19 protein-coding genes are annotated in these 24,006 nt (G+C 40.7%); 6 read left to right on the forward strand and 13 right to left on the reverse strand.

Going from position 1 to position 24,006, the window contains the following annotated elements; all coding sequences use genetic code 11:
- Positions 1–76 precede the first annotated feature (76 nt).
- Complete coding sequence (gene hmpA / locus BN1002_RS20900) at positions 77–1,291, reverse strand: NO-inducible flavohemoprotein (protein ID WP_048827465.1); 1,215 nt, start codon at positions 1,289–1,291, stop codon at positions 77–79.
- A 145-nt stretch (positions 1,292–1,436) separates the two neighbouring features.
- Positions 1,437–2,306: an AbaSI family restriction endonuclease gene (locus BN1002_RS20905; protein ID WP_048827468.1), complete on the reverse strand. Its 870-nt coding sequence runs from the start codon at positions 2,304–2,306 to the stop codon at positions 1,437–1,439.
- A gap of 179 nt (positions 2,307–2,485) precedes the next feature.
- On the opposite strand from BN1002_RS20905, the gene BN1002_RS20910 reads away from it, so the two are divergent.
- Both BN1002_RS20910 and BN1002_RS20915 read left to right on the forward strand, forming a co-directional pair.
- Positions 2,486–3,520 (forward strand): ABC transporter permease, encoded by a 1,035-nt coding sequence (locus tag BN1002_RS20910; protein ID WP_048827469.1) that lies wholly within the window; start codon positions 2,486–2,488, stop codon positions 3,518–3,520.
- A 1-nt stretch (position 3,521) separates the two neighbouring features.
- Positions 3,522–4,196 carry an ABC transporter ATP-binding protein gene (locus BN1002_RS20915; RefSeq protein ID WP_048827470.1) on the forward strand — a complete coding sequence of 225 codons (675 nt, stop codon included), beginning with the start codon at positions 3,522–3,524 and terminating at the stop codon, positions 4,194–4,196.
- Between the two features lie 241 nt (positions 4,197–4,437).
- On the opposite strand, the gene BN1002_RS20920 is transcribed toward BN1002_RS20915, so the two are convergent.
- Positions 4,438–4,809, reverse strand: a complete 372-nt coding sequence (locus BN1002_RS20920; protein WP_048827471.1) for a protease inhibitor I9 family protein — start codon at positions 4,807–4,809, stop codon at positions 4,438–4,440.
- 149 nt (positions 4,810–4,958) lie between these two features.
- On the opposite strand from BN1002_RS20920, the gene BN1002_RS20925 reads away from it, so the two are divergent.
- Positions 4,959–6,185: a helix-turn-helix domain-containing protein gene (locus tag BN1002_RS20925; RefSeq protein ID WP_048827472.1), complete on the forward strand. Its 1,227-nt coding sequence runs from the start codon at positions 4,959–4,961 to the stop codon at positions 6,183–6,185.
- A gap of 154 nt (positions 6,186–6,339) precedes the next feature.
- Here BN1002_RS20925 and BN1002_RS20930 read toward each other — a convergent pair whose 3' ends face one another.
- Positions 6,340–10,419 carry a S8 family serine peptidase gene (locus BN1002_RS20930; RefSeq protein WP_048827473.1) on the reverse strand — a complete coding sequence of 1,360 codons (4,080 nt, stop codon included), beginning with the start codon at positions 10,417–10,419 and terminating at the stop codon, positions 6,340–6,342.
- 458 nt (positions 10,420–10,877) lie between these two features.
- Between BN1002_RS20930 and BN1002_RS20935 the strand changes: the two genes are divergently transcribed.
- On the forward strand, positions 10,878–12,767 hold the full coding sequence (locus BN1002_RS20935) for a M48 family metallopeptidase (RefSeq protein ID WP_048827475.1): 1,890 nt from the start codon (positions 10,878–10,880) through the stop codon (positions 12,765–12,767).
- A gap of 144 nt (positions 12,768–12,911) precedes the next feature.
- Here BN1002_RS20935 and BN1002_RS20940 read toward each other — a convergent pair whose 3' ends face one another.
- The 9 genes from BN1002_RS20940 to BN1002_RS20975 form a co-directional block, all read right to left on the reverse strand.
- Positions 12,912–14,087, reverse strand: a complete 1,176-nt coding sequence (locus BN1002_RS20940; RefSeq protein ID WP_048827476.1) for an amidohydrolase — start codon at positions 14,085–14,087, stop codon at positions 12,912–12,914.
- A gap of 2 nt (positions 14,088–14,089) precedes the next feature.
- Positions 14,090–15,319, reverse strand: coding sequence for a Zn-dependent hydrolase (locus BN1002_RS20945; RefSeq protein ID WP_048827477.1), 1,230 nt, complete (start codon positions 15,317–15,319; stop codon positions 14,090–14,092).
- 15 nt (positions 15,320–15,334) lie between these two features.
- Positions 15,335–16,546 carry a hypothetical protein gene (locus BN1002_RS20950; RefSeq protein WP_048827478.1) on the reverse strand — a complete coding sequence of 404 codons (1,212 nt, stop codon included), beginning with the start codon at positions 16,544–16,546 and terminating at the stop codon, positions 15,335–15,337.
- A gap of 443 nt (positions 16,547–16,989) precedes the next feature.
- Positions 16,990–17,088 (reverse strand): divergent PAP2 family protein, encoded by a 99-nt coding sequence (locus BN1002_RS23930; protein WP_231575071.1) that lies wholly within the window; start codon positions 17,086–17,088, stop codon positions 16,990–16,992.
- A 75-nt stretch (positions 17,089–17,163) separates the two neighbouring features.
- Positions 17,164–18,015: a CPBP family intramembrane glutamic endopeptidase gene (locus tag BN1002_RS20955; RefSeq protein ID WP_048827479.1), complete on the reverse strand. Its 852-nt coding sequence runs from the start codon at positions 18,013–18,015 to the stop codon at positions 17,164–17,166.
- Positions 18,016–18,336: 321 nt separating this feature from the next.
- Positions 18,337–18,807 carry a divergent PAP2 family protein gene (locus BN1002_RS20960; protein WP_048827480.1) on the reverse strand — a complete coding sequence of 157 codons (471 nt, stop codon included), beginning with the start codon at positions 18,805–18,807 and terminating at the stop codon, positions 18,337–18,339.
- A gap of 595 nt (positions 18,808–19,402) precedes the next feature.
- Complete coding sequence (locus BN1002_RS20965; RefSeq protein WP_048827481.1) at positions 19,403–20,398, reverse strand: FUSC family protein; 996 nt, start codon at positions 20,396–20,398, stop codon at positions 19,403–19,405.
- A gap of 125 nt (positions 20,399–20,523) precedes the next feature.
- The gene (locus BN1002_RS20970) at positions 20,524–21,243 is read right to left on the reverse strand and encodes an RluA family pseudouridine synthase (protein WP_048827482.1); all 720 of its coding nucleotides are present in this window, start codon (positions 21,241–21,243) and stop codon (positions 20,524–20,526) included.
- Between the two features lie 142 nt (positions 21,244–21,385).
- Entirely contained in the window at positions 21,386–21,865 is a 480-nt protein-coding gene (locus tag BN1002_RS20975) for a nucleoside deaminase (protein WP_048827483.1), read from the reverse strand.
- 340 nt (positions 21,866–22,205) lie between these two features.
- On the opposite strand from BN1002_RS20975, the gene BN1002_RS20980 reads away from it, so the two are divergent.
- Both BN1002_RS20980 and BN1002_RS20985 read left to right on the forward strand, forming a co-directional pair.
- Complete coding sequence (locus BN1002_RS20980) at positions 22,206–23,273, forward strand: ABC transporter permease (RefSeq protein ID WP_048827484.1); 1,068 nt, start codon at positions 22,206–22,208, stop codon at positions 23,271–23,273.
- Positions 23,274–23,276: 3 nt separating this feature from the next.
- The gene (locus BN1002_RS20985; RefSeq protein WP_048827485.1) at positions 23,277–23,975 is read left to right on the forward strand and encodes an ABC transporter ATP-binding protein; all 699 of its coding nucleotides are present in this window, start codon (positions 23,277–23,279) and stop codon (positions 23,973–23,975) included.
- Positions 23,976–24,006 lie beyond the last annotated feature (31 nt).

Here is a 24,006-nt window from a genome sequence, read left to right on the forward strand (position 1 = left end):
CCGGTTACTTATATTTTCTCAAAAGAAAAGGCACCCAAAAAGGGTGCCGAATCATTTTATATATTCAATACAATTGTTACGCGTTCAAATCCCCTTTAGGGCCGAAGAATTCATAGTGAATCCTTTCTTCCTCTACACCCATTTCTTTTAGGGAGCGATAGATGGCCTTCATGAATGGAGTCGGTCCGCAGAAGTAGAAATCAGCTTCTTGAACTTGTACATATTCCTCCAGCCACACTTTCGTGACATACCCCTCAACGTCAAAGCAGCCAGTTTGGCGGTCTTCTTCTGTTGGTGAATCATAAAAAACGAAAGACTTTACGTTTTCTTTTTCGGCAATTAAAGCTACTTCATCCCGTAAAGCATGGACGCTGCTATTTTGCGCGGCGTGAATAAAGGTGACATCCCTGTCCGGCTGAACCTCAACCACTGTTTTTAACATGCTCAACATAGGAGTCAATCCAACACCGCCGCTCATCAATACGATAGGGGTGTCCTTCTGTAAATCCAAAACAAAGTCCCCTGCTGGCGCGCTGATTTTAAGCTCGTCCCCCTCATTCACATTTTCATGAAGGTAATTGGACACCTTGCCATCCGGGTTTTCAGGACTTGTTTCCCTTTTCACACTAATACGATAGTGGTTCCTCCCTGGTGCATCAGAAAGGCTGTACTGGCGAATATGGGTAAACTCTTCCCCTGGAATCTCGAGTTTAATGCTAATATATTGGCCAGGAAGAAAATCAGCAATAGCTTTATTATCCTTCGGCTTAAGGTATAAAGATGTAATGACATTACTTTCGTTTACTTTGCGGTCAACGATAAAGTCACGGAATCCATCCCAGCCGCCTTTCTGGTCAGCGGCTTCATGGTACATCTGGGCCTCCACACTAATGAATGCATCCGCAATGACCCCGTAAGCTTCCGTCCAGGCTTCAATGATTTCATCCGTTGCGGCATCACCAAGGACATCTTTAATCGCAAGGATGAGGTATTTTCCTACAATCGGATAATGTTCCGCTTTAATTCCAAGACTGCGATGTTTATGAGCAATTTGGGTAACCACTGGCAAAATGGCTTCCAGATTGTCAATGTACATTGCCGCAGCATATACCGCGCCTGCAAGCGCCTTTTGCTGCCTGCCCTGTTTTTGGTTTGCATGGTTGAAAATATTCAACAACTCAGGATGTGCCTCGAACATTAACTGATAAAATCGTGTCGTAATTTTTTCTCCGTGCTGTTCCAACACGGGAACGGTTGATTTAACGATGTCTATCTTCTGCTGATTTAACAAACCAAACACTCCCTTAGTAAATACTATATTCACGTTGTTTATTATATAGAAAGATACCCTGGAACCTTGTGATTTAAATCACACCCAAAAAGAGAAAACTTTTTATTAGAATGCTCTTCAATGTAACTTTTGCAAGTGATTTTACCTATCCTCTATGTAAAGGTGGAAATGTTTTGACTGTTTCTGATATTCTCTTCCAAATTAAACATCTTTCTTTGATAGACGCGGAGATATCTAGTTCAAACTCTCCCTTAAACTTATACATGATATGCCCTAGCGGCCCCTTAACTTTTGCAAAAACAATTCTTTTATGTTTCTGGTTATGAATGACTTCATTTATATGATTATCGATTTTAAACTCGTGTATATTTTTTTCCCTGATTATCTTTCCATCAGGAGAGATTGAATTATCCCATTCGCCATTCGGAAATAACTTAGGGAACCAAATCATCACATCATCATAATAGGGATGGGTTGTACCTCCCCTTTGATACCCTTTATAGCTATGGCCAAAAACATTTGCAACATCAGCACATGTTTTAAACGCTACATTATCCCGCAAATTAATTTCCCCTCTTTTTATATAAGTTTCAGGTGAAAACTCCTTCTCCACCTCCCAGGGAATAAAATTTGTCCCCAAATCTTTTATCCTCATATTTATGTATCTGACCACATCATCAATTTGTTCATGAACTGCCTTTAAACCCTTAGTTACATCTATCCTTTTTATTTCATGGTCAGTCATGCTAATAATGTCATTCTCTCTAATTAAGTCTTTCTGGACTTGAATCCCAGATTGGTGATAGCCTTCATCAATCTCAATATGCAAATTGAACTGGGGAAAAAACATATCTGTTAAGGCATACTTACCATTTTCCCTAACCACATATTGTTGAGTTATAAACTTGATATCTTCGTTATCCAACTTGTTCCATACCCTGGTAACCACATAGTTCTCATCATTTTTTTTATTCGTTTTAGCTATCTGAGACTTAACATATTTATACTTCAACATTCTAATCCCCCTTAAATACTATTACTTTAGATCAATAGTTAAAATTAGACAACCAAACTCAGGTAGCAAGGAAAAGTTATTCCAGTCAAAAGCTTTTAAGAATATGTAATTATTCATTCATGCTCCGTTCATATTGGAGGCATATACTCAAGAAGTACCAAAGAAATGGAGGCATGAAAATGAATATTGCATGGAAGGAAGTAAAGAAGAGCAAAGTAAAGTTTCTGATTTTAGGATCGATTATCTTTCTAGTCAGTTTTTTAACATTTATCATTTCTGGATTATCAAATGGGTTATCCCAAGATAATGCAGCTTTAATAAAAGATCTGCCGAAGGGCCATTTTTATATGAATGCTGATGCGAAGGAAACCTATAATCTTTCAAAGATAGATGAAGAACTGAGGGAAAAGGTCTTGTCTACCTATAAGGATGCAGCGGCTTTTTCCATTCAGATGGGGTTCGTGAACGATTCAGATGAAAAACAACATAGTGTAGCCTTTGTCACTTCAACTGATTCAAAGTTGTTCGCGAACGTCGGTAAAGGAGAAATTGTGCTGGATCGATCAATGGAGAATGAAGGAATAAAAATAGGCGATATTTTAACAAACAATCAGTTCAAGGGCGAATTTAAAGTAAAAGGTTTTGTTGACCAAAAGAAATATAGCCATGCACCCGTCGCTTATATCAATATGGAAAACTACAAAGAAATTTATCGTATGGATGAGATGCAATTGATTTTCATCCCGGGGGAAGACTCAGCCCCTACTTTTGCAGAATTACAGTCTTTCACAAATAAGGCATTCCTCAATACAATTCCCAGCTACAGCGCTGAACAAATGTCGCTGAATATGATTATTTGGTTTTTAGTCGCTATTAGCGGAATGTTGTTTGCGATTTTCTTTTATATGATGAACGTTCAAAAAATTGGATTATACGGTATCTTAAAGGCCATCGGTGTGAAAACTAGCGCCCTTTTCAGGATGATGTGGTCGCAAATGTTCTTGATTACTACAGTCGCCCTTATATTATCGATTGCGCTAAGCCAAGGCTTTAATATGATTGCACCTGAAGAAATGCCTTTTAGCCTCACCCTTGAAACAACAGTCCAATTATCAATTATTTTCTTCGTCATTGGTTTCATCGGGGCGACACTTTCAGGCCTGCAAATCAAAAAAGTTGAACCTCTGCAAGCCATCCAACAAGGAGAGATGTAAGATGACAACCTTCACAATCAATGAAGTGAAAAAATCGTTTGTAAACGGTGAGATAGAGGAGGAAGTATTAAAAGGGATTAATCTTTCTCTCAAACAAGGTGAAATCACTGCCTTAGTCGGTGCTTCCGGTTCAGGCAAAAGCACGATCCTGACCATTGCGGCGGGGCTTCAAAGGGCATCTGACGGGCAAGTATTACTTGATGGGGAAAACATGACAGAAATGAACCAAGAGGAAATCCGAAAAATACGAGCAAGCCAGTTTGGATTTGTCTTCCAATCCTCTCACCTCGTTCCTTTTCTCACTGTAGAGGAACAGTTATTGCTGATGCTGGACGTCGCAGAAACAAAAATGGATAAACGCAAACAAAAAGAGGAAGTGAAAAAGATTCTTCAGCTGGTTGAAATGGATCACCGAAAGGATGCTTACCCCGCTTCTCTTTCGGGTGGAGAAAAGCAGCGGGTCGCTATTGCCCGGGCCATCATTCACAAACCAAAAATGCTCTTCGCGGACGAGCCAACAGCAAGCCTGGATTCAAAAAGATCAAGGGATGTAATGAAGCTTATCAGGGACTTAACCAAAACATTAGACATTACAACTTTGATGGTAACCCATGATGAAGACATGCTTTCCTATGCGGATCATATCATTACAATGAAAGATGGACTAATTGTGTAAAAGAGCTTTTAATCAAAGCTCTTTTTCTTTGGGTGTAGAGAATTTTTCCTTGCTATTAATTTTTTTGTATAATTTGATTAACAGTATTAGTGCGTCCAGAAGGCCAACTTTTTGAGGCGGTATCATTTTTATAGATAATATACTGAGATTTTTCCTTATTCCCCGTTCCCATTTTTAATGGAGTCGCTGGACTTTCCGTCTTGTCAGGTTTATTCTTAGCATTTACCATCAGGTTGTTTAGTTAAAACTGTACAAAGGGCAGGTCGAGTTTATATTCTTTATTTGCATAAATTGCTGCTATTTCAGATGATTTTATTAATTCCGTAATTACATTGCCCGGAAGGCTTAAGGAAACCCCATTAAAAACCGTCTTATACGTATGGTTAATCTTAAAGGCTACACCAACATCCCCCAACAATTTTTGAATATCATTTTGGAACCGGAGATGACTTGCCTCCACTTCTTGCTTCGCCTCCTCGAGTGAAAGTGGATTGCCACAGGATTTTGCTATGGCAACCGCGGCATGGGCTGGCTGAGTTTTGAAATGAATAATAATTGTAATCATTTGATCCGTTTTCATATTAATTGCTGGATCAATATAAATTGTAGACATATTGTCTCTCCCTCCTAATACAGTTGATAAATATTTCACAAATTTTAGAAAATCAGGAAATGTTATTTGAATTTTCGTATAATAATCAAATAATAAAAGTTTTATTGCTTAAGTTTTTCGCCAATCTCAAGTAGGAAGGTAGGATCTAAATGAATGAAGGCAAGGTAATAAAGTTTTACCGTGAAAAGGCAAACCTAACTCAAGAACAATTGAGTAAAGGGATTTGCTCCGTCACCCATATAAGTAAAATCGAACGGGGATTAACAGAATACTCCTCAGAAATAACCGACCTTTTAGCACAACGTCTTGGAGTAGATATCCAATCAGAATTAAAGCACCTTAATGAAATTGAAGCTCAGATTCATTTGTTGGAAAATGCTTTAATTAAACAAAAGTATGATGAAGTAGAAACCATTATTCAAAAGCTTCTTAATTTCCCTATTCTAGTTGTATCGGAATTTCAAATTCGCTTTGAGCTTTTACTCGCAAGATATTATTGTTCCCAAGGACACCCTCGAAAAGCCACAAAAATTCTTTCCGCTATCCAAAAGGATACATCCAAATTATCATTATATGAAAGTTACTTACTGAATCATGTCTTAGGATACTATTACATAACTGAAAAGAAATATATCAATGCTATTGATGTATTAAAATCAATTAATCCTATGCAATATAGAAATCATGAATTTTACTACATTTTGGCATATTCTTATCATTCAATAGATTCAAAAGTATTGGCTTACTATTATGCCGAAAAGGCATTAACATATTTTAAAGAAACAAATAACTTTAATAGAATTATTGATACAGAAACTTTAATGATTGTGCAAATCGGTGATAATGAGTATTTAAACTTTCAGGAAACAGCGGCACAATACCAGACACTTCTTCAAACGTGTGATATATGTAATTTTATCGATAAAAAATCAAAACTTTTATATAACTTTGCCTATAACCGGTACCTTCGCAAAGAATATATGGAAGCGAGCGCATTATATAAAGAAGCAATGCAGATTTGTGAGAAGAATTCCCCGCTTTATTTCTGGTCATATGAAGGGTTTATCCGGTCCTCCTATGAAGGAGACTTGTTGGAAAAGGAGAGGCTGTTAGAACTAGTGGCTGACGGAATGTCATTGCTTGCCAATAACCCAACAGATCGGCTAAGCCAAATATTGTTTACAATGTTAAACTATGAACTTACCCACCATAATGAACTGTATACATTTATAGACGAAATCGCCTTGCCATATTTCAAAGAAAATGAACTATTTTGGTTCGTTCAGCAGTATGAAAAAAGGCTCTTTGTCCACTATTCAGAATCAAACCAAGCGGAAAAGGCACTTGCTGTAGCAGCTGCTATATTAAAAGTTTAACTAACCAATTTACAAAAAGCAGAGAGAGTTCATCAGCCATTATCATAAGTTGATAAGTAGATATTGTAAATTGGGGTAATTTTGCAATGGATAGAAAAAGAAAACACTTGAACTGAATGTACAAAGATTCAAGTGTTTTCTTTTCAGTGATTAATTATGAACCGATCCCTAGCTCGGCCAGGATCATTTCTAATGTTTTTCCATCAGCATTCTTCTTTGGCTCAGGAGCATTTTCAACATCCTGGTTTTGTTTCAGATAATTTTTCTGAACAAATGCCATATCCTTTTCATCAACCACCCCATCAAAGTTTATATCTGCTGCCCGATCAGCCGTTTTCCATACCTTTTGTACGGCGAGTGCATCCAAGACATCAATGGCTCCATCCTGGTTCACATCACCTGCTGTCAGCAAGGTCATATAAAGATTAAAATTAATTGCATTGGCTTTTCCGTCCTTGATAATCGCTCCCGGTGCTTCCACTTTTGTTAAGAAGTGTCCCGGGGCCTTCATTTCCAAAATGTAAGGCTCCTGGGAAACCGGCAGTTTTTTACTGTTGAATTTACCATATGGGTCAATTGAAGATGTTGCGTCATACACTTGGCCATTTGAATCCATCAGTTTAACTGACCCACCGACCTTGGTCCAGTCCTTTTTGCTAAGGTATCCGTCCCACTCAGGGTCACCAATGAAGAATCCCTCTGGGCCGATTGTACCTTCTACCACTGAAAATTGCGGGTTAATTTTAAATGTATATGGGGCATTGAATACCCGAATCATTTTATTATCTCCATCCGTTACAGCAACAGTCGGGTTAATGGTCCCCTGGGTGAAAAATAGGTCATCCGACACTTTGATTGTGACTTCAGCAACTGCCTGTTGATCGAATTCATCGCTCGGCTGATGGAATTCGACTGTTACATGATCACCCTTCAGATCGATTTTTGCCTTGTCAACAAAGGCATCCGCCAGCTTAGCATCTACAACCTCCAGATTTTTAAATCCAAAGGAGTCGTTAAAGTTCCAGTCAGCTTTGGCAATATCCTGTACATTATCGAGCATAATCGTGGCTTTTATGGTGCCGCCTGTATTCACTTCTGTTGTGTCGCTTGTCGGATACGTAACCGGTGTTCCCTCTTTGACAAAGTAATAATCCTTATTTATTTTGTTACCGGCGGTATTATAGCCATCCATTCGGAAATATAAAACCTTTTCAGATTCTTTCATGGCCACTTCCTCCACAAACCTGCCATCCTTATCCATATAAATTGGCGTGGACGGGAATCCTCCCCATGGCCCCCAATAATACACCATATAATTCGAGGATTGATCGTAATTTAAACCGTATTTCTTCACCTCATCGACAATCGGGTCAGTAATTCGTATTTCAAATGGGTAGGTTGCCTGCCCCGGCTTATATTCAATAAACGGCGAGGCTCCATCTAATGAACTATCAAAATTCGGTTGATTGAGATAAATCCACAAATGTCTAGTTTCATAAAATGTCTTTCCGCTTTGGCCTGTTCCAATGAATTTAATTTTATAGTGTCCTTCTTGTGCAAAACTGTATCTTGAGGATATTGGCTTTTCGGGATCGCCGGTAAATTTATAGTAAAGCCCGTTGAAGAACGTCAAACCATAAGTAACACTATCATAAGCGCCATTCAGGTTAGCCGTACCAATCAGTCCCAGGTCATTGCCCTTCTCATCCTGCAGGATCACATCCAATTTTTCCATTGGCGCTTTAATATTTAACTGGGAGTAGACATACGGCTCCCTGAAATAATCCAATGGTTCCTCGTTTAAATAACCTGGAGAAAATACAGGGTTATCTATCTCAATTTTATTAAACCCTTCTTCCAATAAGCGGAAGCTAAACGGTAGCCTGTATTGCTCAGCGGAATTCTCTGTGTTAGTAAACGTTATATAGCCAGTATAGTAGCCTTCTTTCGCCTTTTTATGAGACAGCAGCTTGGCGGTTATAGTTTTCTCTTCATTGCCATTGATCGTAATTTTATTGGCAAGGTTGATCTTCATTCCGTTTTGCTTCAAGCTGTTGGAACCTTTTCCTTCTGTAATGTCGACGGAAAACATCTTTTTCATTTTTTCATTGTTTTTTACTTTAATAGATTTCGTGATTTGTAGGTTTGTATCTACCAATTCATGATTAAAACTGAGCCCGCCGGTTAAGGATTTCACCTCGACCAGATTTTCCGCACCCGGAATTAGCGTTTTGTCGAGTACTTGGAAGCTTGCTCCATGATGGACAGCTTTATACGGATTAACGATTCCGGCACCCGCCTCAAATATACTGTAGTTCCCGTTCAGCGGATTTGCTGTATTCATCAAGACCGTTTTAATATCTTCCGGCTCTAATTTCGGATTAGCCTGGAGCATTAAGGCCGCGACTCCTGCTGTAAAAGGCGTCGCCATTGATGTTCCAGAAAAGCGGGAATAAGCAAATTGATAGTTTCCTTGATCCTTTGGGTTAGCGATATAGTATGGAACCGTCGAAAGGACACTGACACCAGGAGCAACCACTTCCGGTTTCATCCCGTATGTTTGTCTGACCGGCCCCCGTGAACTGAAATCGGCAAGATGGTCGCCTTCAGTTTGGCTGACTCCGTAGCCCGAGAAAGTAAAGCCTGTCTGCCCAGCCTGAAGTTGTGCTTTAATCTTTTCCCCGGCATCCTTCGCCACAGAGAAGGTTGGTATATATAGAGTCGATTCACCAAGATTGGCATTAATCTGTCCTTCTACATTGTTAGAAAGAAGTACTGCGGCTGTTCCTTTTTGTTTGGCAAGGGCAACCTTATCATGCAGGGCAATCTCTCCGCGGGCGATCAGTACTGCTTTCCCCTGCACCTCTTTCCCGTTATAGTCGGCATTTGCTCCAATCCCGACATCAACTACCTGAAGGGACCTTCCCTCCAGTTCTTTTAATTTGTCCAAATAATGGCGGGCCATGCTGACCAGCTTAATATCGGATACACTTCCGATTTGGCCTTTAAAAGTAGACACTGTCATCGGGACATCGCTTGCTCCAATCGTTAAGGCAAGCGCGGCTGCCCCAGGGGAACCAAGCGTATATTCACCCGGGCCGGCATTCCCCGCGGCAACTACCGCAGTTACCCCGCTTAAGACAGCATTATTAACAACCGTACTAGTTGGATAGTAGGGATCATTTATGCCTGAACCTAATGATAGATTGATAATATCCATCCCATCTTCAACCGCTTTTTCCACTGCGGCGATGATATTGTTGGCCGTTCCAGTTCCATAAGGGCCAAGGACACGATAAGCATATAAATCGACCTCAGGGGCGACACCTTCAACAGAAATATCTTTATTTGTTCCCTGGCCGGCAATCGTTCCAGAGACATGCGTTCCATGTGAAGTGTAATAAGCTGAGCCATTGTTAACCTCTGGATACTTCGTCTTTTTCCAATCCTCATATGTCGTCTCCATCGGGTCATTATCCTTGTCAACGAAATCGTACCCGCCCTTATAAACCTTTTGTAAGTCAGGGTGGTTGTAATCAATTCCTGTATCAATTACCCCAACTTTGACCCCTTTTCCTGTCAGTCCCTCTTCACGGAGCTTATCTACCTTTAAATGAGACAAACTTTCCACTGACGTGCCAGGGGTGGAACTTTCTTTATCTCCGTCCCCTGCAGGAACAATTGGATCAACCTTGTACGTTTCATTTTTATAAACGGCTTTGACAACATCAGATTTTAATAGATTTACCACTTGATTGGCCGGCAATTTCACTGTGACCCCATTGTAAACCGTATTATAGCTGGAAGTAATCGTGTGATTGGCCTGTTTACCTTTGATATTGCCGGACGAAAGAATTGATTGAATATCCTTTTTAAATTTTTCATGTTCCCTGGCTACCCGCTCATCCGCTTTCTCTTTCGATAGCTTCTTCCCTTTTACTTCCGCATCCAAGACAGCAATTTTGCCCGGCTTCGAGTGGAATTGAACGATCACATCGACCTCTTTCTCGCTGTTTAACTCTTGTTTGTTGAATCCCCGCAGACCGGTTTGTTCGGTCAATTCCAACTGCTTTAAAGCATTTCTTTGTTCCGGGGTTAGTGAGGCAAGAATAGATTCTGCTTTTGAACTGGCTGCTGATGCTTTTGGTGCAAAATTGAAGTTTGTAGAAGAAAGAATTAGACCCACTGATAGAGTAACAACAGCAGCTTGTTTAAAGAATGACTTGCTTTTCATAATCTTCCTACTTTCATTATTATTTTTAAAAATAGTTATTTCCTCCTTTTCTACTAAAATAGGTGAAAGAGTATCGTAAGTTCATTATATAAATTTTTTAAATATTCAACTATCGGGGTTTTTTCTGTGGGTATAAGGCTCTAAGAAAATTAATAGGACTATTAAAAAATACATAATCAGGAAATAACATGAGTCAATTGACCTTATACGATAGGGTTTTCTCGCAGTGACTACCCAATTTTTCTGAATTAATTACCCCTAATTTACGGAGAAACAGTGTTGATTTTTAGGAACGTCCAACAGGAGAGGCGTCTTGCGGAATCAGGGTAATCATGAAAGGCAAGTTTAGTAGAATGTAAAAATAAAATCAAAATGTTTTTCCAAAAAATAGGACTATCCCGGTTGTAAAAAACATGATTTAATGGAGTTGATTGGAAGAACTTGAAAGGGGAAGAGGCATGACGAATGAGGAGTTTGAATTACTGGTTAGGAAGCTTGAGAAGAAAGCGGAAAAGAATCCTGGGGGCTATCGTTTTAAGGTGCTTCTCTTAACCGCCCTTGGCTACGGGTATATTTTACTCTCTCTTGCACTTGTTTTATTTTTGCTTACTATTTCAGTCCTGTATTTGGCCGACGGGCATTTTACGTTTGGCAGTCTAAAAGTATTGGCCATAACCGGGGGGCTATCTTTTTTCATTATTAAATCCCTTTTCGTGAAAATGCAGCTGCCTCAAGGGCATTATTTAAAGGAAGATGAAGCACCTGAACTACAGAAAGCCATCTTGGAAATTAGCAATAAGCTTAAAACCCCTAAAATACATTCGATTGTATTAGACGATGATTTTAATGCAGCTGTTTTACAACATCATCAGTTTGGTTTGTTCGGTCCAAAGAAAAATATTTTGCTGATTGGCATTCCGCTAATGTCCAGTCTGACCCGGGAACAGTTTATCTCCGTATTAGCCCACGAGTTAGCACATATTTCGCATTCAGACACGTCTTTCGGTGCGATGATTTACCGTGTGAGAATGACCTGGGCACAGCTGATGACATCCTTGGAAAAAAACGAACAGGTTGGAACTTTCCTATTCCGGAAATTTATCCAATGGTTTTATCCTCGTTACTCGGCCCATACATTTGTCATGGCCCGCCAGGAGGAGTATGCTGCCGATGCCGCATCTGCGAAAGTTACATCTCCTGAAACAGTTCGCGATACTTTATGTGCCATCTCGGTTGGCGCGCAATACTATTACAGAAATTACTTTGATGAGCTTTTCGAAGAAAGTTCAAAAAACAATGTAGTGCCGCAGCCATACTCGCAGTTTTTCAATAAAGCACAAAAGCTCGATCCGTTAGTTGCCAATTCATTTCTAAAAACTCAGCTCGATAGGGAAAGCACCGTATTCGATACCCATCCTTGCCTGACTGACCGGTTAAAGGCTATCGGGATGACTTCAAATATTCCCAAAAACGAGGAGTCGGCAGTTGACTATTTCTTTGCCAATCCGGATTCAATCCTCCAGCAATTCAACCAAGCTTGGCTTGAATGGAATGGTGAGAAATGGAACGAGCAAATCGCCTCCTATAACGAAGCAAAGAATAGATTGCAGGAATTGGAGAATCGTAAGGAGCTTGATCTCCAAGGGAAGTTCGATAAAGCAATTCTGCTCCGCCAACTTGTTGGCAATGATCCGGCGGCTGCCTTGCTTGAGGAAGTTATTGCTGAATACCCCGAGGAGAGGATTGCCCTAGCATACCTTACACTCGGAAATATCTACTTGCATAAAGAAGAAACAGCCCAAAAGGGTGAAGACTTTATCAAAAAAGCGGTGGAAATCGATTGGGAGCTAAAGGAAGACGCATTAGAGTCTCTTTGTGAATATTACTATTATACCGGCCAAACGGAGGCATTTGAGGAAGCCAGAACCCAGCTTGAAGCATGGCCAAATATCATCGAGCAGTTCGAAGAAGAATTTGTCGAACTAAACTTTGAAGATCATTACGTCCCACACAATCAAGCCCCCGAGGAAGTTTCAGCAATTGTCGATGAACTCGGCCGTCACAGCGAAATAATTGAGGCCTATCTTGTTCGTAAAGTCATTGAGTTAATTCCCGAAAGAAAGGTCTATGCCCTGGCACTAACGGTCCAAATTCCAGAAGGCGCGGAGCTGGAGGAATACACAGATCACTTATTAGAAAAGTATGCTCAAGAATTCCAACTACCGGAAAACATTCATTTTTATATTCTTAATGGTTTTGAAGACTTTGAGAAAAAGGTGAAGGAAGTTGGAGGTTCCTTAATTCTAGGGCAAAGCCAACATCATGAACATGCTCCAGTAATTATTTAAAAGGTATTTTAAACAAAATAAGCGAGGGACCATCTTTGATGATCCCTCGCTTATATTTTAAGAATACAAGTGGCAGGCTTTTTCGTCGTTTCCGCCTTGCATCGCTTGGCATCTTCCGACTATTCCATTTTCATTGCATATATTCTATTCGTTCAAGTATCTCCAGGCGTATTGTGCGTATAGCTCTGCACCGGTTGCGAGGGCATCTTCATCAATGTTGAATTTGCCGTGGTGGTGGGCCCATTGTGTGTCTTTTTCCGGGTTGCCGCTGCCTACGAGGGCAAAGCTGCCAGGGGCCTTTACCATGTATTCACTGAAGTCTTCGCCGCCCATTGTAGGCTTTTCGTGAAAGATGGCTTCCGCGCCAAATGCTTCGGCGGCTGTTTTTTGCACAAGCTTTGCACTGTATTCGTCATTGATGACCGCCTGGGTGCCGCGCGTATAATCTACCTGTGCTGTTGCCCCGTAAATCGAAGCCACTTGTTCCGCATACGTCTTTAGTTGCTGCTCGATATGGTCCCTCACCGCTGGATCGAAACAGCGCACGGTTCCCTCTATCACAGCATTTTCCGCAATAACATTGAACCGTGTTCCGACGACCATTTTTCCTATAGTCAACACAGCTGGCTGCTGGGGGTCAATGGTCCGCGACACTACGGATTGGACATTCATCACAAATGACGAAGCAACAACCGCTGCATCTATACAAGCCTGCGGAATCGCCCCGTGTCCGCCCCTGCCTTTAAAGGTTACTGTGAATAGGTCTGCTGAAGCGAAGGATGGCCCAGGGGTACAGGAAACCATTCCTGTCGGCATTTGTGACCAAATATGGATACCGAAAACATTATCTACTTCGTCCATTGCACCCTGTTCCACCATGACTTTCGCTCCGGCTGCAACTTCCTCGGCTGGCTGAAAAATCAACCTGACGTTGCCTGGCAGTTCTTCTTTACTATCATTTAGTGCTTTTGCGGCTATCAACAGCATTGCCGTATGGGCATCATGGCCGCAAGCATGCATTTTTCCTTCTTCCTTAGATGTATATGGCAGATCCTTATTTAATTCTTCAACCGTCAGCGCATCCATATCCGCACGCAAGGCAACAGTCTTACCCGGCTTTCCGCCTTCGATGGTTGCAATTACTCCTGTTGGTTCGGTTTTTCGGTAAGAGATTCCGAGATTCTCAAGGTATTCACAAACAAACGCAGTTGTCTTAAACTCTTCAAAAGATAGTTCAGGTTCGCTGTGAAACTTTCTGCGCAACTCGATAAGTTCGTCGTTGTACGCTTGAATCGCTTGCTTTAATTTTGCATGAATCATTTCTATTCCGCCTCCGTTAATGTCTTAGCTGTCTCATATAAAATAGTTGCCGCCTTTGCGATATCTCCAGCGTCCGACCATTCTTCAGGGCAATGGCTGAGGCCATCCTTGCTCGGAATGAACAACATAGCCACATCGGTCACATCGGACATCACCATTGCATCATGGCCAGCACCGCTGTTTATCGAACAGTACAGATAGTCCAGATCCCGGCATTTTTCTTTAAAAAGGGAAAGGATATCTTGATTCATTACCTTTGGCGGCATATATAATTGCTGCTGGACGGATGTCTTAATTCCATTCCGATGAAAAGATTCGACCCATCCGGTGACCTTCTCAACCGCATGAAGGACGCGTTCTTCTTTGCCAGACCGAATATCGACCGTGAAAACCACTTTATCGGGAATCACATTCGCCCCGTTCGGCCAAACATTCAGGCGGCCGGTGGTGATCACGGTTCCGTCTCCTTCAGCAGAGGCCAGTTCCGGGAACTTGGCAATCATATTGGCTGCTGCAACTAATGCATCTGCCCGTCGGTCCATTGGTGTGGTACCTGCATGTCCTGCCTGGCCCTCAACGGTTACCTCTAATTGGGTTAATCCGACAATCGCTTCCACCATGCCGATTGGGATGCCTTTTTCTTCAAGAATAGGCCCTTGTTCAATGTGCATTTCCAGAAAAGCCTTTATCGTTTTAGGATCCCGCTTTTTCGGAAGTGAGGGGTCAAGGCCGATGCTTTTCATCGCTTCCGCGGTTGTCACCCCATCTTTATCTTCTAAATTTAGAAACTCTTCCTCACCCAAAAGGCCGACAATCCCTCTTGAGCCCATCAGCCCCCCGCCAAATCTGGTACCTTCCTCTTCTATCAATGCCACTACTTCTAATGGATACTTGGGAGTAAGGTTATTTTGCAAAAAAAGATGAGCGACCTCGAGTGCTACCACCACTCCGGCAGGACCGTCGTAGGACCCTCCGTTTGGAACTGAATCAAAATGAGAACCGATCAGAACACTCGGCCCATCCTTTAATGTCCCTTCCAATTTGCCGAAAATATTACCGAGGCCATCCTCCGTAATCTTAAGGCCAAATTCACGCATTTTTTCTTTAATATATTCCCTTGCCTGTAAGTCTTCCCTGCTGTAAGTCAGACGGGTCGTCCCTTTCCCGGGTGTTGCAGTAAATTGACTTAACGCTTCGATATGGTTTTCTATTCGTTCCTGTAAATTGGTCAATGTGTTTCCCCTCCATTATTTTAGGAATCCAACAAAGATACCTGCAAGGATAACCGAGACAATTGTAACGGTGATGAACCCGCCAACGAGCATAGGCGGCAGCATATGGCTTGTCAGCATTTCTCTCTCTTTTTCATCATCCGTTAACGACTTAATGACTTCGTTGGTGATAATATAGTCGGCTGGAAATCCATAAAGGGCGGTTAACGAAACGGCGAACGCCATATGCTTGCTCACTTTCAAAATCTTTCCTGCGATAAAAGAGAAAATATACATACCCACAACAGCGAGAATAATTGTACCGATAAGCGGGAATAAAATTTCAATCATCATTCCCGGTGTCGCTTGCTTTAAGCCGTCAAAAATAAACAGCATCAATACCATTAGGGCTATACCAAATCCATTGGCCTTTTGTAGCACCTGTCTTTCCAAAAATCCCACGCTTGAGGCGATCACTCCAAATAGTAAACAAAGTACAAACGGGCTGATTGACACAACTGGCGCCGCTAAAGCCGAAACCTGATAAGCAAGAAACGCTACAAATGCCAGCCTAAAAAGTTTAAAGAAATCTGTGTTGTATTTTTCCGGCAAGTTTTTAAAAAGACTAAGCCCTGGCTGAGCCGCACCTGAAGCTGATGCCACCTCGGTTTGTTCATTGCCAGTGTCTTTAATGGGCGCCATTTCCCCTCCGCGATAAAGCTTCAGCAACCGTGCGCCTTCTTTTTTCAAAACGATGGAGGTGATTGGGTAACCCGCAAACCCTTGCACAACGTAGATGACGATGGCAAAAACTGAAAGTGTAACAAGGCCCGCTCCCTTTGCGCCCTCCGACATGATAAGCGCGGATACAACCCCTCCAACCAAAGGAGGAATCGCTACAACGACAGTCTCAAATCCGAAAACTAGACTTCCAACCGTCATTAAAATGGCGATAATGCCAAGGATCCCAAAAAGGGCAATCACAATGGTTTTCCATTGTTTTTTCAACTCTTCCAGGGACAATAATGTACCCATATTAGTAATGAGCAAATACATCATCATCGTAGCAACCACTGGCGGTACACCCGCAATCGAAACAATATCCTTCGGGAAAAAAGTCCAAAAACCAATCAAGAATAAGACAGCACATACAAACATCGAAGGTACCCAAGCCTTTGTTCGTACTGCAACCAAGTCCCCAATCAAAAGAATTCCAACAATAATTACCAAAGCTAGCATTTGCGACATATAATCACTTCACTTTCTCTCTAAGAGGTCTATAATATTTCGCTTTACGAAAACATTTTATACTAGAATAATAATGTAGTTGCATTGTTCAGTCAATTTAAAAAATTTATAATTTTAAGGTAACCGTTTACATAGCCTTTTAACACCATACATGGAAATTTTTACGGCTTTTAAAATGATAAAATGATATCAAAATACCATAATTGTCTTTGAATACCCCGTGCTGCTCGCTCTAACTAGGTGCACTTAAAAACTAGCTGGACAACAAAAGCCCGCGGGAATCCCACGAGCTTTGATGCTAAATAAAACCAGTGCCTGCCACTCCCCTAATATTGACGAATTTTTTGCCAAATTAAAGGTCGTGCCTAAGCACCAATTTTTATATGAAATAATTAGGTTTCACTCCGGCTATATGACTGAACGATACCCCTGGGAAATTCAAACTAAAACGGATAGATATAATACGTGGCAACCGCCACCAAAATACCAGTAATGATTCCGAAAAACACTTCAAGCAATTTATGGCCAAGTAACTCTTTCAACGTCCCTCTGTACTCAGTTTTCTCAAACTGGTGATCGCGGATGGAGCATGGCGTTGCAATCAGAATCAGATTTCTTTATAAAGCTATAGAATCTTTCTTTGATTCTGGTTTACTGAAGGCCAGCGAGACGATAATTAGTACATACATTAATATAGCAGGAATAGAGGCCTCAATTCCAAAGGCACCACCTGTTATCCAAACACTGTCCGATTTAAACCGGAATAGTATTAGCGAGGATTGGCTTTTATCATTCTCTAATACAAATTTTACCATGTTAGAGTTGATGAAAAAGTTCCATATAATATGCACCACTACTGCATTCCATACACTCCCTGTCCTATAGACAATAAGTGAAAACATCGTGCCCGCCAAGACACCCGCAATCAGGGTCAAGCATATATCTAGTAACTGCTGGCCATTACCTGTAAGTAAATGCAGTGCTCCAAAAACGCCCGAATTGACAAAAACAGCAATTGTCACATTCCATTTTTCTTCGAGAATCTTAAACAAATAACCGCGGAACAAAACTTCCTCGATTATCCCTGCCGAGCATGCTGTTATGAACGATCCGATAATAAACGGTAGTACAGTACCAAGAGAAAGTTGGACTCGTTTTTCCAAAACAACAGATTGTGATAATACATAAAACGCAATAACTATAAAAGGTATGGCTAATCCAAGAAGAATCCAACTTTTTTTCAACTTAAATGGCTTTTGAACCCGAAAGTATACACTTTCCTTTTTAAAGAAACGTTTTACATATAACACAAGCAAACCAACAGTAATCCCAATTCGCAAAAGTTCTTTCATTACCACTCGAACCGTACCATTACTAATAATATCCGTCAGCGGATTTACAAAAATAGCAACTGCCAAAAAGATTAGAATCAGCATTAAACAATGAATTACTACTTTTCCCCAGTGCATTTCATTAACTCCTTTTAAAAGGTATATGAGCATAATACACATAACGTATAGTGAATCTTTTACAATATCTTATGTTATTAAGTTTGGGGATATATGAATATTGTAAAAAATAAAGATTTGCTCTAAGGAGATATTTCCTTTTTCATAACACATTTCCTTCTACTTCTTACATTCCTTTTAATAAATAAAAGGAAATATTAGAGAAAGCTTAAAAAACGTCATTTACTTATGATACGGTTCCGCGCGAGTTATCCAAAACCAGACATAAGATTGGCTTCTCTTCATCCATGTGGCAGATAGGCCTTTACTGGGATATGCAAACTAAAACGGATAGATATAATACGTGGCAACCGCCACCAAAATACCAGTAATGATTCCGAAAAACACTTCAAGCGGTTTATGGCCAAGTAACTCTTTCAACGTCCCTCTGTACTCAGTTTTCTCAAACTGGTGGTCGCGGATGGAATCAATCAGCCGGTTGAAGTCAGCCAGCAGCGTATTCAATACCGCCGCATGATACCCCGCATGCCGCCGGACACCAGTTGCATCATGCATGACAATCAGGGAAACCACCAGGGCAATCGCAAAATCGTTCGAATGAATGCCGGTTGTAATTCCAATCGCTGTCGTCAGAGAGATAATGGAAGCCGTATGTGAACTCGGCATACCGCCGGTGCTGAACATCAGATTCCATTGCAGCTTTCCGGTTGTCAGATAATGAATGGGAATCTTTATAAACTGGGCAATCAGGACACCCAATAGAGATGCCAGGATTGGATATGACAAGAACATGTTCCTCCCACCCTTCCTTTATTTTACCTACCCATTAAACTTCATTTGTTTCTTAATATATCCGATTTCAAAGTGGTTTGTACATAATAGTGGATTAGCGGATAAAATTTGTATATTTATGTTGTAATTAATAATTGCACCTTTTAGTTAGAAAAGCTGGTTGAGTGGAGCTCAGGCATGTAGACTCCTCGAAAATCCTCAATTATGCTAACGCATAATTTCGTGCGAGGATTATTCTTGGGAGCTTTCCTTAGTGCTATCGCATTTCCTTCGTGCAAAGCCCATTCCAAGAAGCTGGTTGTCCTGCGGGATAGAGCAGCAAGGGGAGACCCCACAGGAGCAGCGCGACGAGGAGGCTCCTAACTGCTCCTGCGCCAAAGAATATTCGAGGAAGCTTTGTTCAGCTCGTCGCAAATCCACGGGAAGCTATTTCAGGATGCTGCTTTGATGCCCCGCGGAAAGCGAAATGCCCGTAGAGGAAATCAACCACCCCGTTCACATTGGGCTACCATTTTTGAGAAACTATATAGATTAAGTCTTGTTAAAGAAAAAATGGTGGAATAGGCTCCACCATTTTGTTTTTTGAATTTCATGCTTATGTGAATTCTGTTAACTGTTTTCTAAGGATAAACTTATCTACCAATAAAGCAAGAACAATCCCAATCAATATATAGCCAATTCTCTCTGTTACCATACTGAGTGCACTATTGGTTAGTGAAGCTGCGGCTACCACAGACATTGTTACACATATCATTTTTTCCTTGTAATTTCTTGTGTAAGAGTCTAAATATCCTCCAAGCAGAGCAATTAACCCTCTTACTGTACTGTCTTTAATGAAAGTAAACAATACTAATATAATCGCTACCCCGATGATTGTACCTTGCAGTCTTTGTGCTGATCTTGTTTTACATTCTTCGGAATACAGTTCTGTTAGAGAAAAAATCGTATAGACGATCCATCTGCCTTGTTCTATTTTGAAAAAGGCTACTAAAAAAGCCGTTATCGCTGTTAGCAGACCAATTCTAATCGCGTAGGATCCTCTTACAACGTGGACTTTATATTCCTTTTTAAATATCTTTACACATCTATATTGATCCTGTTTTTCTTCAATTAATCCACTTTCCTCTGCCTGTTTGTTTACGCTTTTCCTGTGGATGATAAATTGGACAAGCATAATCATGACGGCGCCAAAGGCTAATCCTAATAACCTTTTCGTAAAGTCACCATTGTCAACTGGAGTATAAAGCATGAATAGATATTGTAACCCAAACGGAACGATAATGTTTTTATTTAATTTTACGCTTAGGAAATATCCTATTCCTGATAAAGCGGCAAAGTTTATAATTAAACCTAGCCATATGTTATGGCTTGAAATGTATGCCAATATCCCCAAAGTTAAATTTATGAAAAGTAACTTAGCCAAATTGGTCATTGGTTTTTTTGTTAGATTTTCCTGCATCAGGACTAATATAGCTACAACAACAGTAACTCCAACCAAAGTGTTTGCTGTTCCAAACAAGACAGCAAAGATTTTTATAAACGCCAAGATTGATATAAACAAAATTGTATTCGATATGATTTTCTTCTTCATAATATTCACCGCCTTTTAGCGAAGAGAAATATTATCACGAATCATACCTTTTTGCAACATGTACGTGTTACTTAATATCGTTATACATGGCTTGTCCATTCAACATATGTAGCGTCCTTTTTTAGTCATACTTTTACCAACCTTTGATCTTCCTCTTTTTCAAGGCTTCTAACAAGCTCCCAAATATTCCAAGGATTATTGATAGGCGGGACTGATTGAATTCCAATTGGTTCTTTCCTGACTGGATGCTCGAAATGGATCGAATGAGCCCAAAGGGCAATTTGTTGTCCCGGTTTCGTAAACTGTTCCCCGTATTTTTGGTCACCGAAAATCGGATTGCCGATTGTTGAAAGTTGAACCCTAATTTGATGAGGCCTCCCAGTGTGAAGGTACACAGAAAGGAGGCTAAATCCTTTTTTCGATTCTATCACTTCGAAATCGAGCACAGCTTTTTTTGCGTCCAGGTGATCTGGATCAACAACGGTCACTTTATTCTTCCGGTTATTCTTATGGAGATGATGCACCAGTTGCCCTCTTTTCCTAGTCGGGGTTCCATGGACAACTGCTAAATAATGGCGTTCGATTACATGTCTGCGGATCATATCCGATAACCTGGAGGCCGCCTTAGAAGTTTTAGCGAACACCATCACACCACCAACAGGCCGATCCAGGCGATGGACAAGCCCTAAATAAACATTGCCTGGCTTCTGGTAACGTCTTTTCAGATCGTCTTTTAACATCGTTAACAAATCTCGACTGCCGCTGCTATCTTCCTGGACAGGAACATTGATTGGCTTTTCATCCAAAAGCAGATGATTATCCTCAAATAAAACTCGTATCTTCATTAATTGCTGGTCTCCTTAAAAACAGTGCCTGCCACTTCCCAGTTCATGCCGGCAATGACTCGGCAAAATACGGGTGGTGGCAGGCAGCTATATTTACGAATCGCCACTTACTTGTCTAGCTTGCAGATAGTGGCAACCATTTTTACTTTCTACTGTAATACTGTTGATGAAGTTGCCGGACTTCCTCGGCGAGTTCAGGGACAGGGCCCTCTACTGTGGTATCACGAATAACTTCCTGAATGGGTAGATTGCGGACGCGCCCTGGTGCAACCCCCATTTCAGTCAACCATTGTACAAGCTGCTCGGATGAACTTGCATACACAATCCGGCCCAAACCTACCCATCCATGAGCCGCTGCGCACATTGGGCAATGTTCTCCTGAGGTATAAACCGTCGCCTTACTTCTTTCTTCAGGTGTCATGTTCGCGGTTGACCATCTGGCTAAAGCAAATTCAGGATGTTGTGTATGGTCACCATCCGCAACGTGGTTATGGTCCTCTGCAAGCACTTCCCCGTCCGCAGAGACAAGGACGGAACCAAATGGCTGGTCACCCTTCTCCAACGCAGACTTTGCTAATTCAATACACCGGCGCAGGTGCTTTAAATCCAATTCACTTATCATAATTGAATCCTCCTTACCAATCCCCAAAAGGAATGATTTTACTTTATTTCCTATCATTGTATTAAACTCATTGTACCAAATTCTATTTATTAATCATTCTTATTGAACCTCCCCCTTATAACCAACGCCGTTGTAGAAGGGAAATCTTACTGCATAGGCCTCGTCATTTTGTATTATGTGGTACAGCAAAATGTTATTCAGAGTAAATGACAGATAAATTCGTATGATTTTGTATAATTTTTTATTTAAAATTATACAAACCTTTGACAAGACAAGCTGTCTTAGTTAATAATAAATTTAATTAAATTTCTTACTTCTCAATAAAAAAGGAAGTGACTTAGTGTTTTTAGCATGGCAGGAAATTAAAAAGAATAAACTTCGTTTTACCTTGATTACAGGAGTTTTAATGCTCGTTGCCTATCTCGTATTCTTTCTGTCGGGACTTGCAACCGGGCTTGCCAGTCTGAATAGAGAGGCCGTTGATAAATGGGACGCATCAGCGATTATCCTCACTAAAGATTCAGATAAAAGCTTGTACCAATCTTTCATGTCAATGAATCAACTAAAGGACATTAACGCAAAAAAAACAGCTGTTATCGGCCAATTAAATACAATTGCCAGTAACGGCGACAATAAACAAAATATCTCTCTTTTTGGAATTAACAAAGATGAATTTCTGATGCCAAATGTAACGGAAGGAAGACAGTTCAAAAAAGAAAACGAGGTTATTGCTGACGATTCCCTAAAAGATAATGGCTTCAAATTGGGGGATAGGTTATCTCTATCATCCAGTGATCAACAGCTGATTATTGTTGGATTTACCAATAATAGTCGTTTCAATGCTGCACCAGTTCTGTATTCAAACCTCTCAACCTATAGCCAAGTCAAATTCAGTGATGCAGCTGAAAAGAACAAAGATCAGATCAATGGGATTGTTGTTCAAGATGATTCTATTTCCAACCTCACCGATAATGATGAGCTGGAGGCCATAGAAATAGAAACATTTATCGAAAGTTTACCTGGCTATACAGAACAAAAACTTACATTGAATTTCATGATTTACTTTCTCTTTGGTATTTCATCGATTATAGTTGCCATTTTCTTGTATGTTTTGACGGTCCAGAAGATTAGTATGTTCGGAGTTATGAAGGCTCAAGGGATATCAAGCACATACTTATCAAGTTCTGTGGTCGCTCAAACCTTTATATTGGCGTTTATCGGGACAATGCTAGGATTTATCTTAACCATCATTTCAGGAATCTTTTTACCAGCAGCTGTTCCTGTTTCATTTAATTTGGCCTTAATGCTATTCTATGGCGTAATCCTGATGCTTGTAGCAACTGCTGGTGCTGTCTTTTCAGTTTTAACAATAGTTAGAATTGATCCACTGAAAGCGATAGGAGGATAAATCATGACAGTATTACAATTACATCAAGTAATGAAAAGTTATGGGGACGGCCACAAGAAAGTAGATGCATTAAAGGAGACAAATTTTATTGCAAATCGAGGAGAATTGATTGCAATAATTGGGCCATCTGGATCTGGGAAAAGTACCTTTCTTACCATTGTCGGAGGATTATTGTCACCGACCTCAGGTAATGTAGTCATCAATGGGCAAAACTTAACCGAATTGAATGAGAAAGAGCGTTCACAGATCCGGCTTAATGAAATCGGATTTGTGCTGCAAGCATCCAATTTGATCCCCTTCCTATCCGTGGCAAACCAAATGAAATTATTAGATAAAGTGAAAAAAGGAAATATGACTAAAGTTGAGAGCAAACAACTTTATGAAGACTTGGGCATCGCTGACTTACTCATGAAGTACCCCACAGACCTATCCGGGGGGCAACGCCAGCGAGTAGCGATTGCAAAAGCTTTGTATAGCAATCCTTCGATAATTTTGGCGGATGAGCCCACTGCATCTCTGGACTCGGATCGAGCCTATGAGGTTATGGAACTATTAAAAAATGTAACCAAGCAGAAACAAACCACAACCATCGTTGTGACTCATGATGTCCGGCTTGTCGGATATTGCGACAAGGTTTACAACATGACTGATGGTATCCTTTCAGAGGTATCCGAAAAACAAATTAGTCCGTCCTTTACCTAAAACCCAAAGAGGTGCAAAAACTTGTTTGTTT

It is taken from the genome of Bacillus sp. B-jedd (assembly GCF_000821085.1).
Lineage (GTDB): Bacteria > Bacillota > Bacilli > Bacillales > Cytobacillaceae > Bacillus_D.

Bases quoted from the DNA above. Each gene is read 5' to 3' on its own strand.
- BN1002_RS20905 (WP_048827468.1), bottom strand. From the start codon at position 2,306: ATGTTGAAGTATAAATATGTTAAGTCTCAGATAGCTAAAACGAATAAA.
- BN1002_RS20910 (WP_048827469.1), top strand. From the start codon at position 2,486: ATGAATATTGCATGGAAGGAAGTAAAGAAGAGCAAAGTAAAGTTTCTG.
- BN1002_RS20915 (WP_048827470.1), top strand. From the start codon at position 3,522: ATGACAACCTTCACAATCAATGAAGTGAAAAAATCGTTTGTAAACGGT.
- BN1002_RS20920 (WP_048827471.1), bottom strand. From the start codon at position 4,809: ATGTCTACAATTTATATTGATCCAGCAATTAATATGAAAACGGATCAA.
- BN1002_RS20925 (WP_048827472.1), top strand. From the start codon at position 4,959: ATGAATGAAGGCAAGGTAATAAAGTTTTACCGTGAAAAGGCAAACCTA.
- BN1002_RS20930 (WP_048827473.1), bottom strand. From the start codon at position 10,419: ATGAAAAGCAAGTCATTCTTTAAACAAGCTGCTGTTGTTACTCTATCA.
- BN1002_RS20935 (WP_048827475.1), top strand. From the start codon at position 10,878: ATGACGAATGAGGAGTTTGAATTACTGGTTAGGAAGCTTGAGAAGAAA.
- BN1002_RS20940 (WP_048827476.1), bottom strand. From the start codon at position 14,087: ATGATTCATGCAAAATTAAAGCAAGCGATTCAAGCGTACAACGACGAA.
- BN1002_RS20950 (WP_048827478.1), bottom strand. From the start codon at position 16,546: ATGTCGCAAATGCTAGCTTTGGTAATTATTGTTGGAATTCTTTTGATT.
- BN1002_RS20955 (WP_048827479.1), bottom strand. From the start codon at position 18,015: ATGCACTGGGGAAAAGTAGTAATTCATTGTTTAATGCTGATTCTAATC.
- BN1002_RS20960 (WP_048827480.1), bottom strand. From the start codon at position 18,807: ATGTTCTTGTCATATCCAATCCTGGCATCTCTATTGGGTGTCCTGATT.
- BN1002_RS20965 (WP_048827481.1), bottom strand. From the start codon at position 20,398: ATGAAGAAGAAAATCATATCGAATACAATTTTGTTTATATCAATCTTG.
- BN1002_RS20970 (WP_048827482.1), bottom strand. From the start codon at position 21,243: ATGAAGATACGAGTTTTATTTGAGGATAATCATCTGCTTTTGGATGAA.
- BN1002_RS20975 (WP_048827483.1), bottom strand. From the start codon at position 21,865: ATGATAAGTGAATTGGATTTAAAGCACCTGCGCCGGTGTATTGAATTA.
- BN1002_RS20985 (WP_048827485.1), top strand. From the start codon at position 23,277: ATGACAGTATTACAATTACATCAAGTAATGAAAAGTTATGGGGACGGC.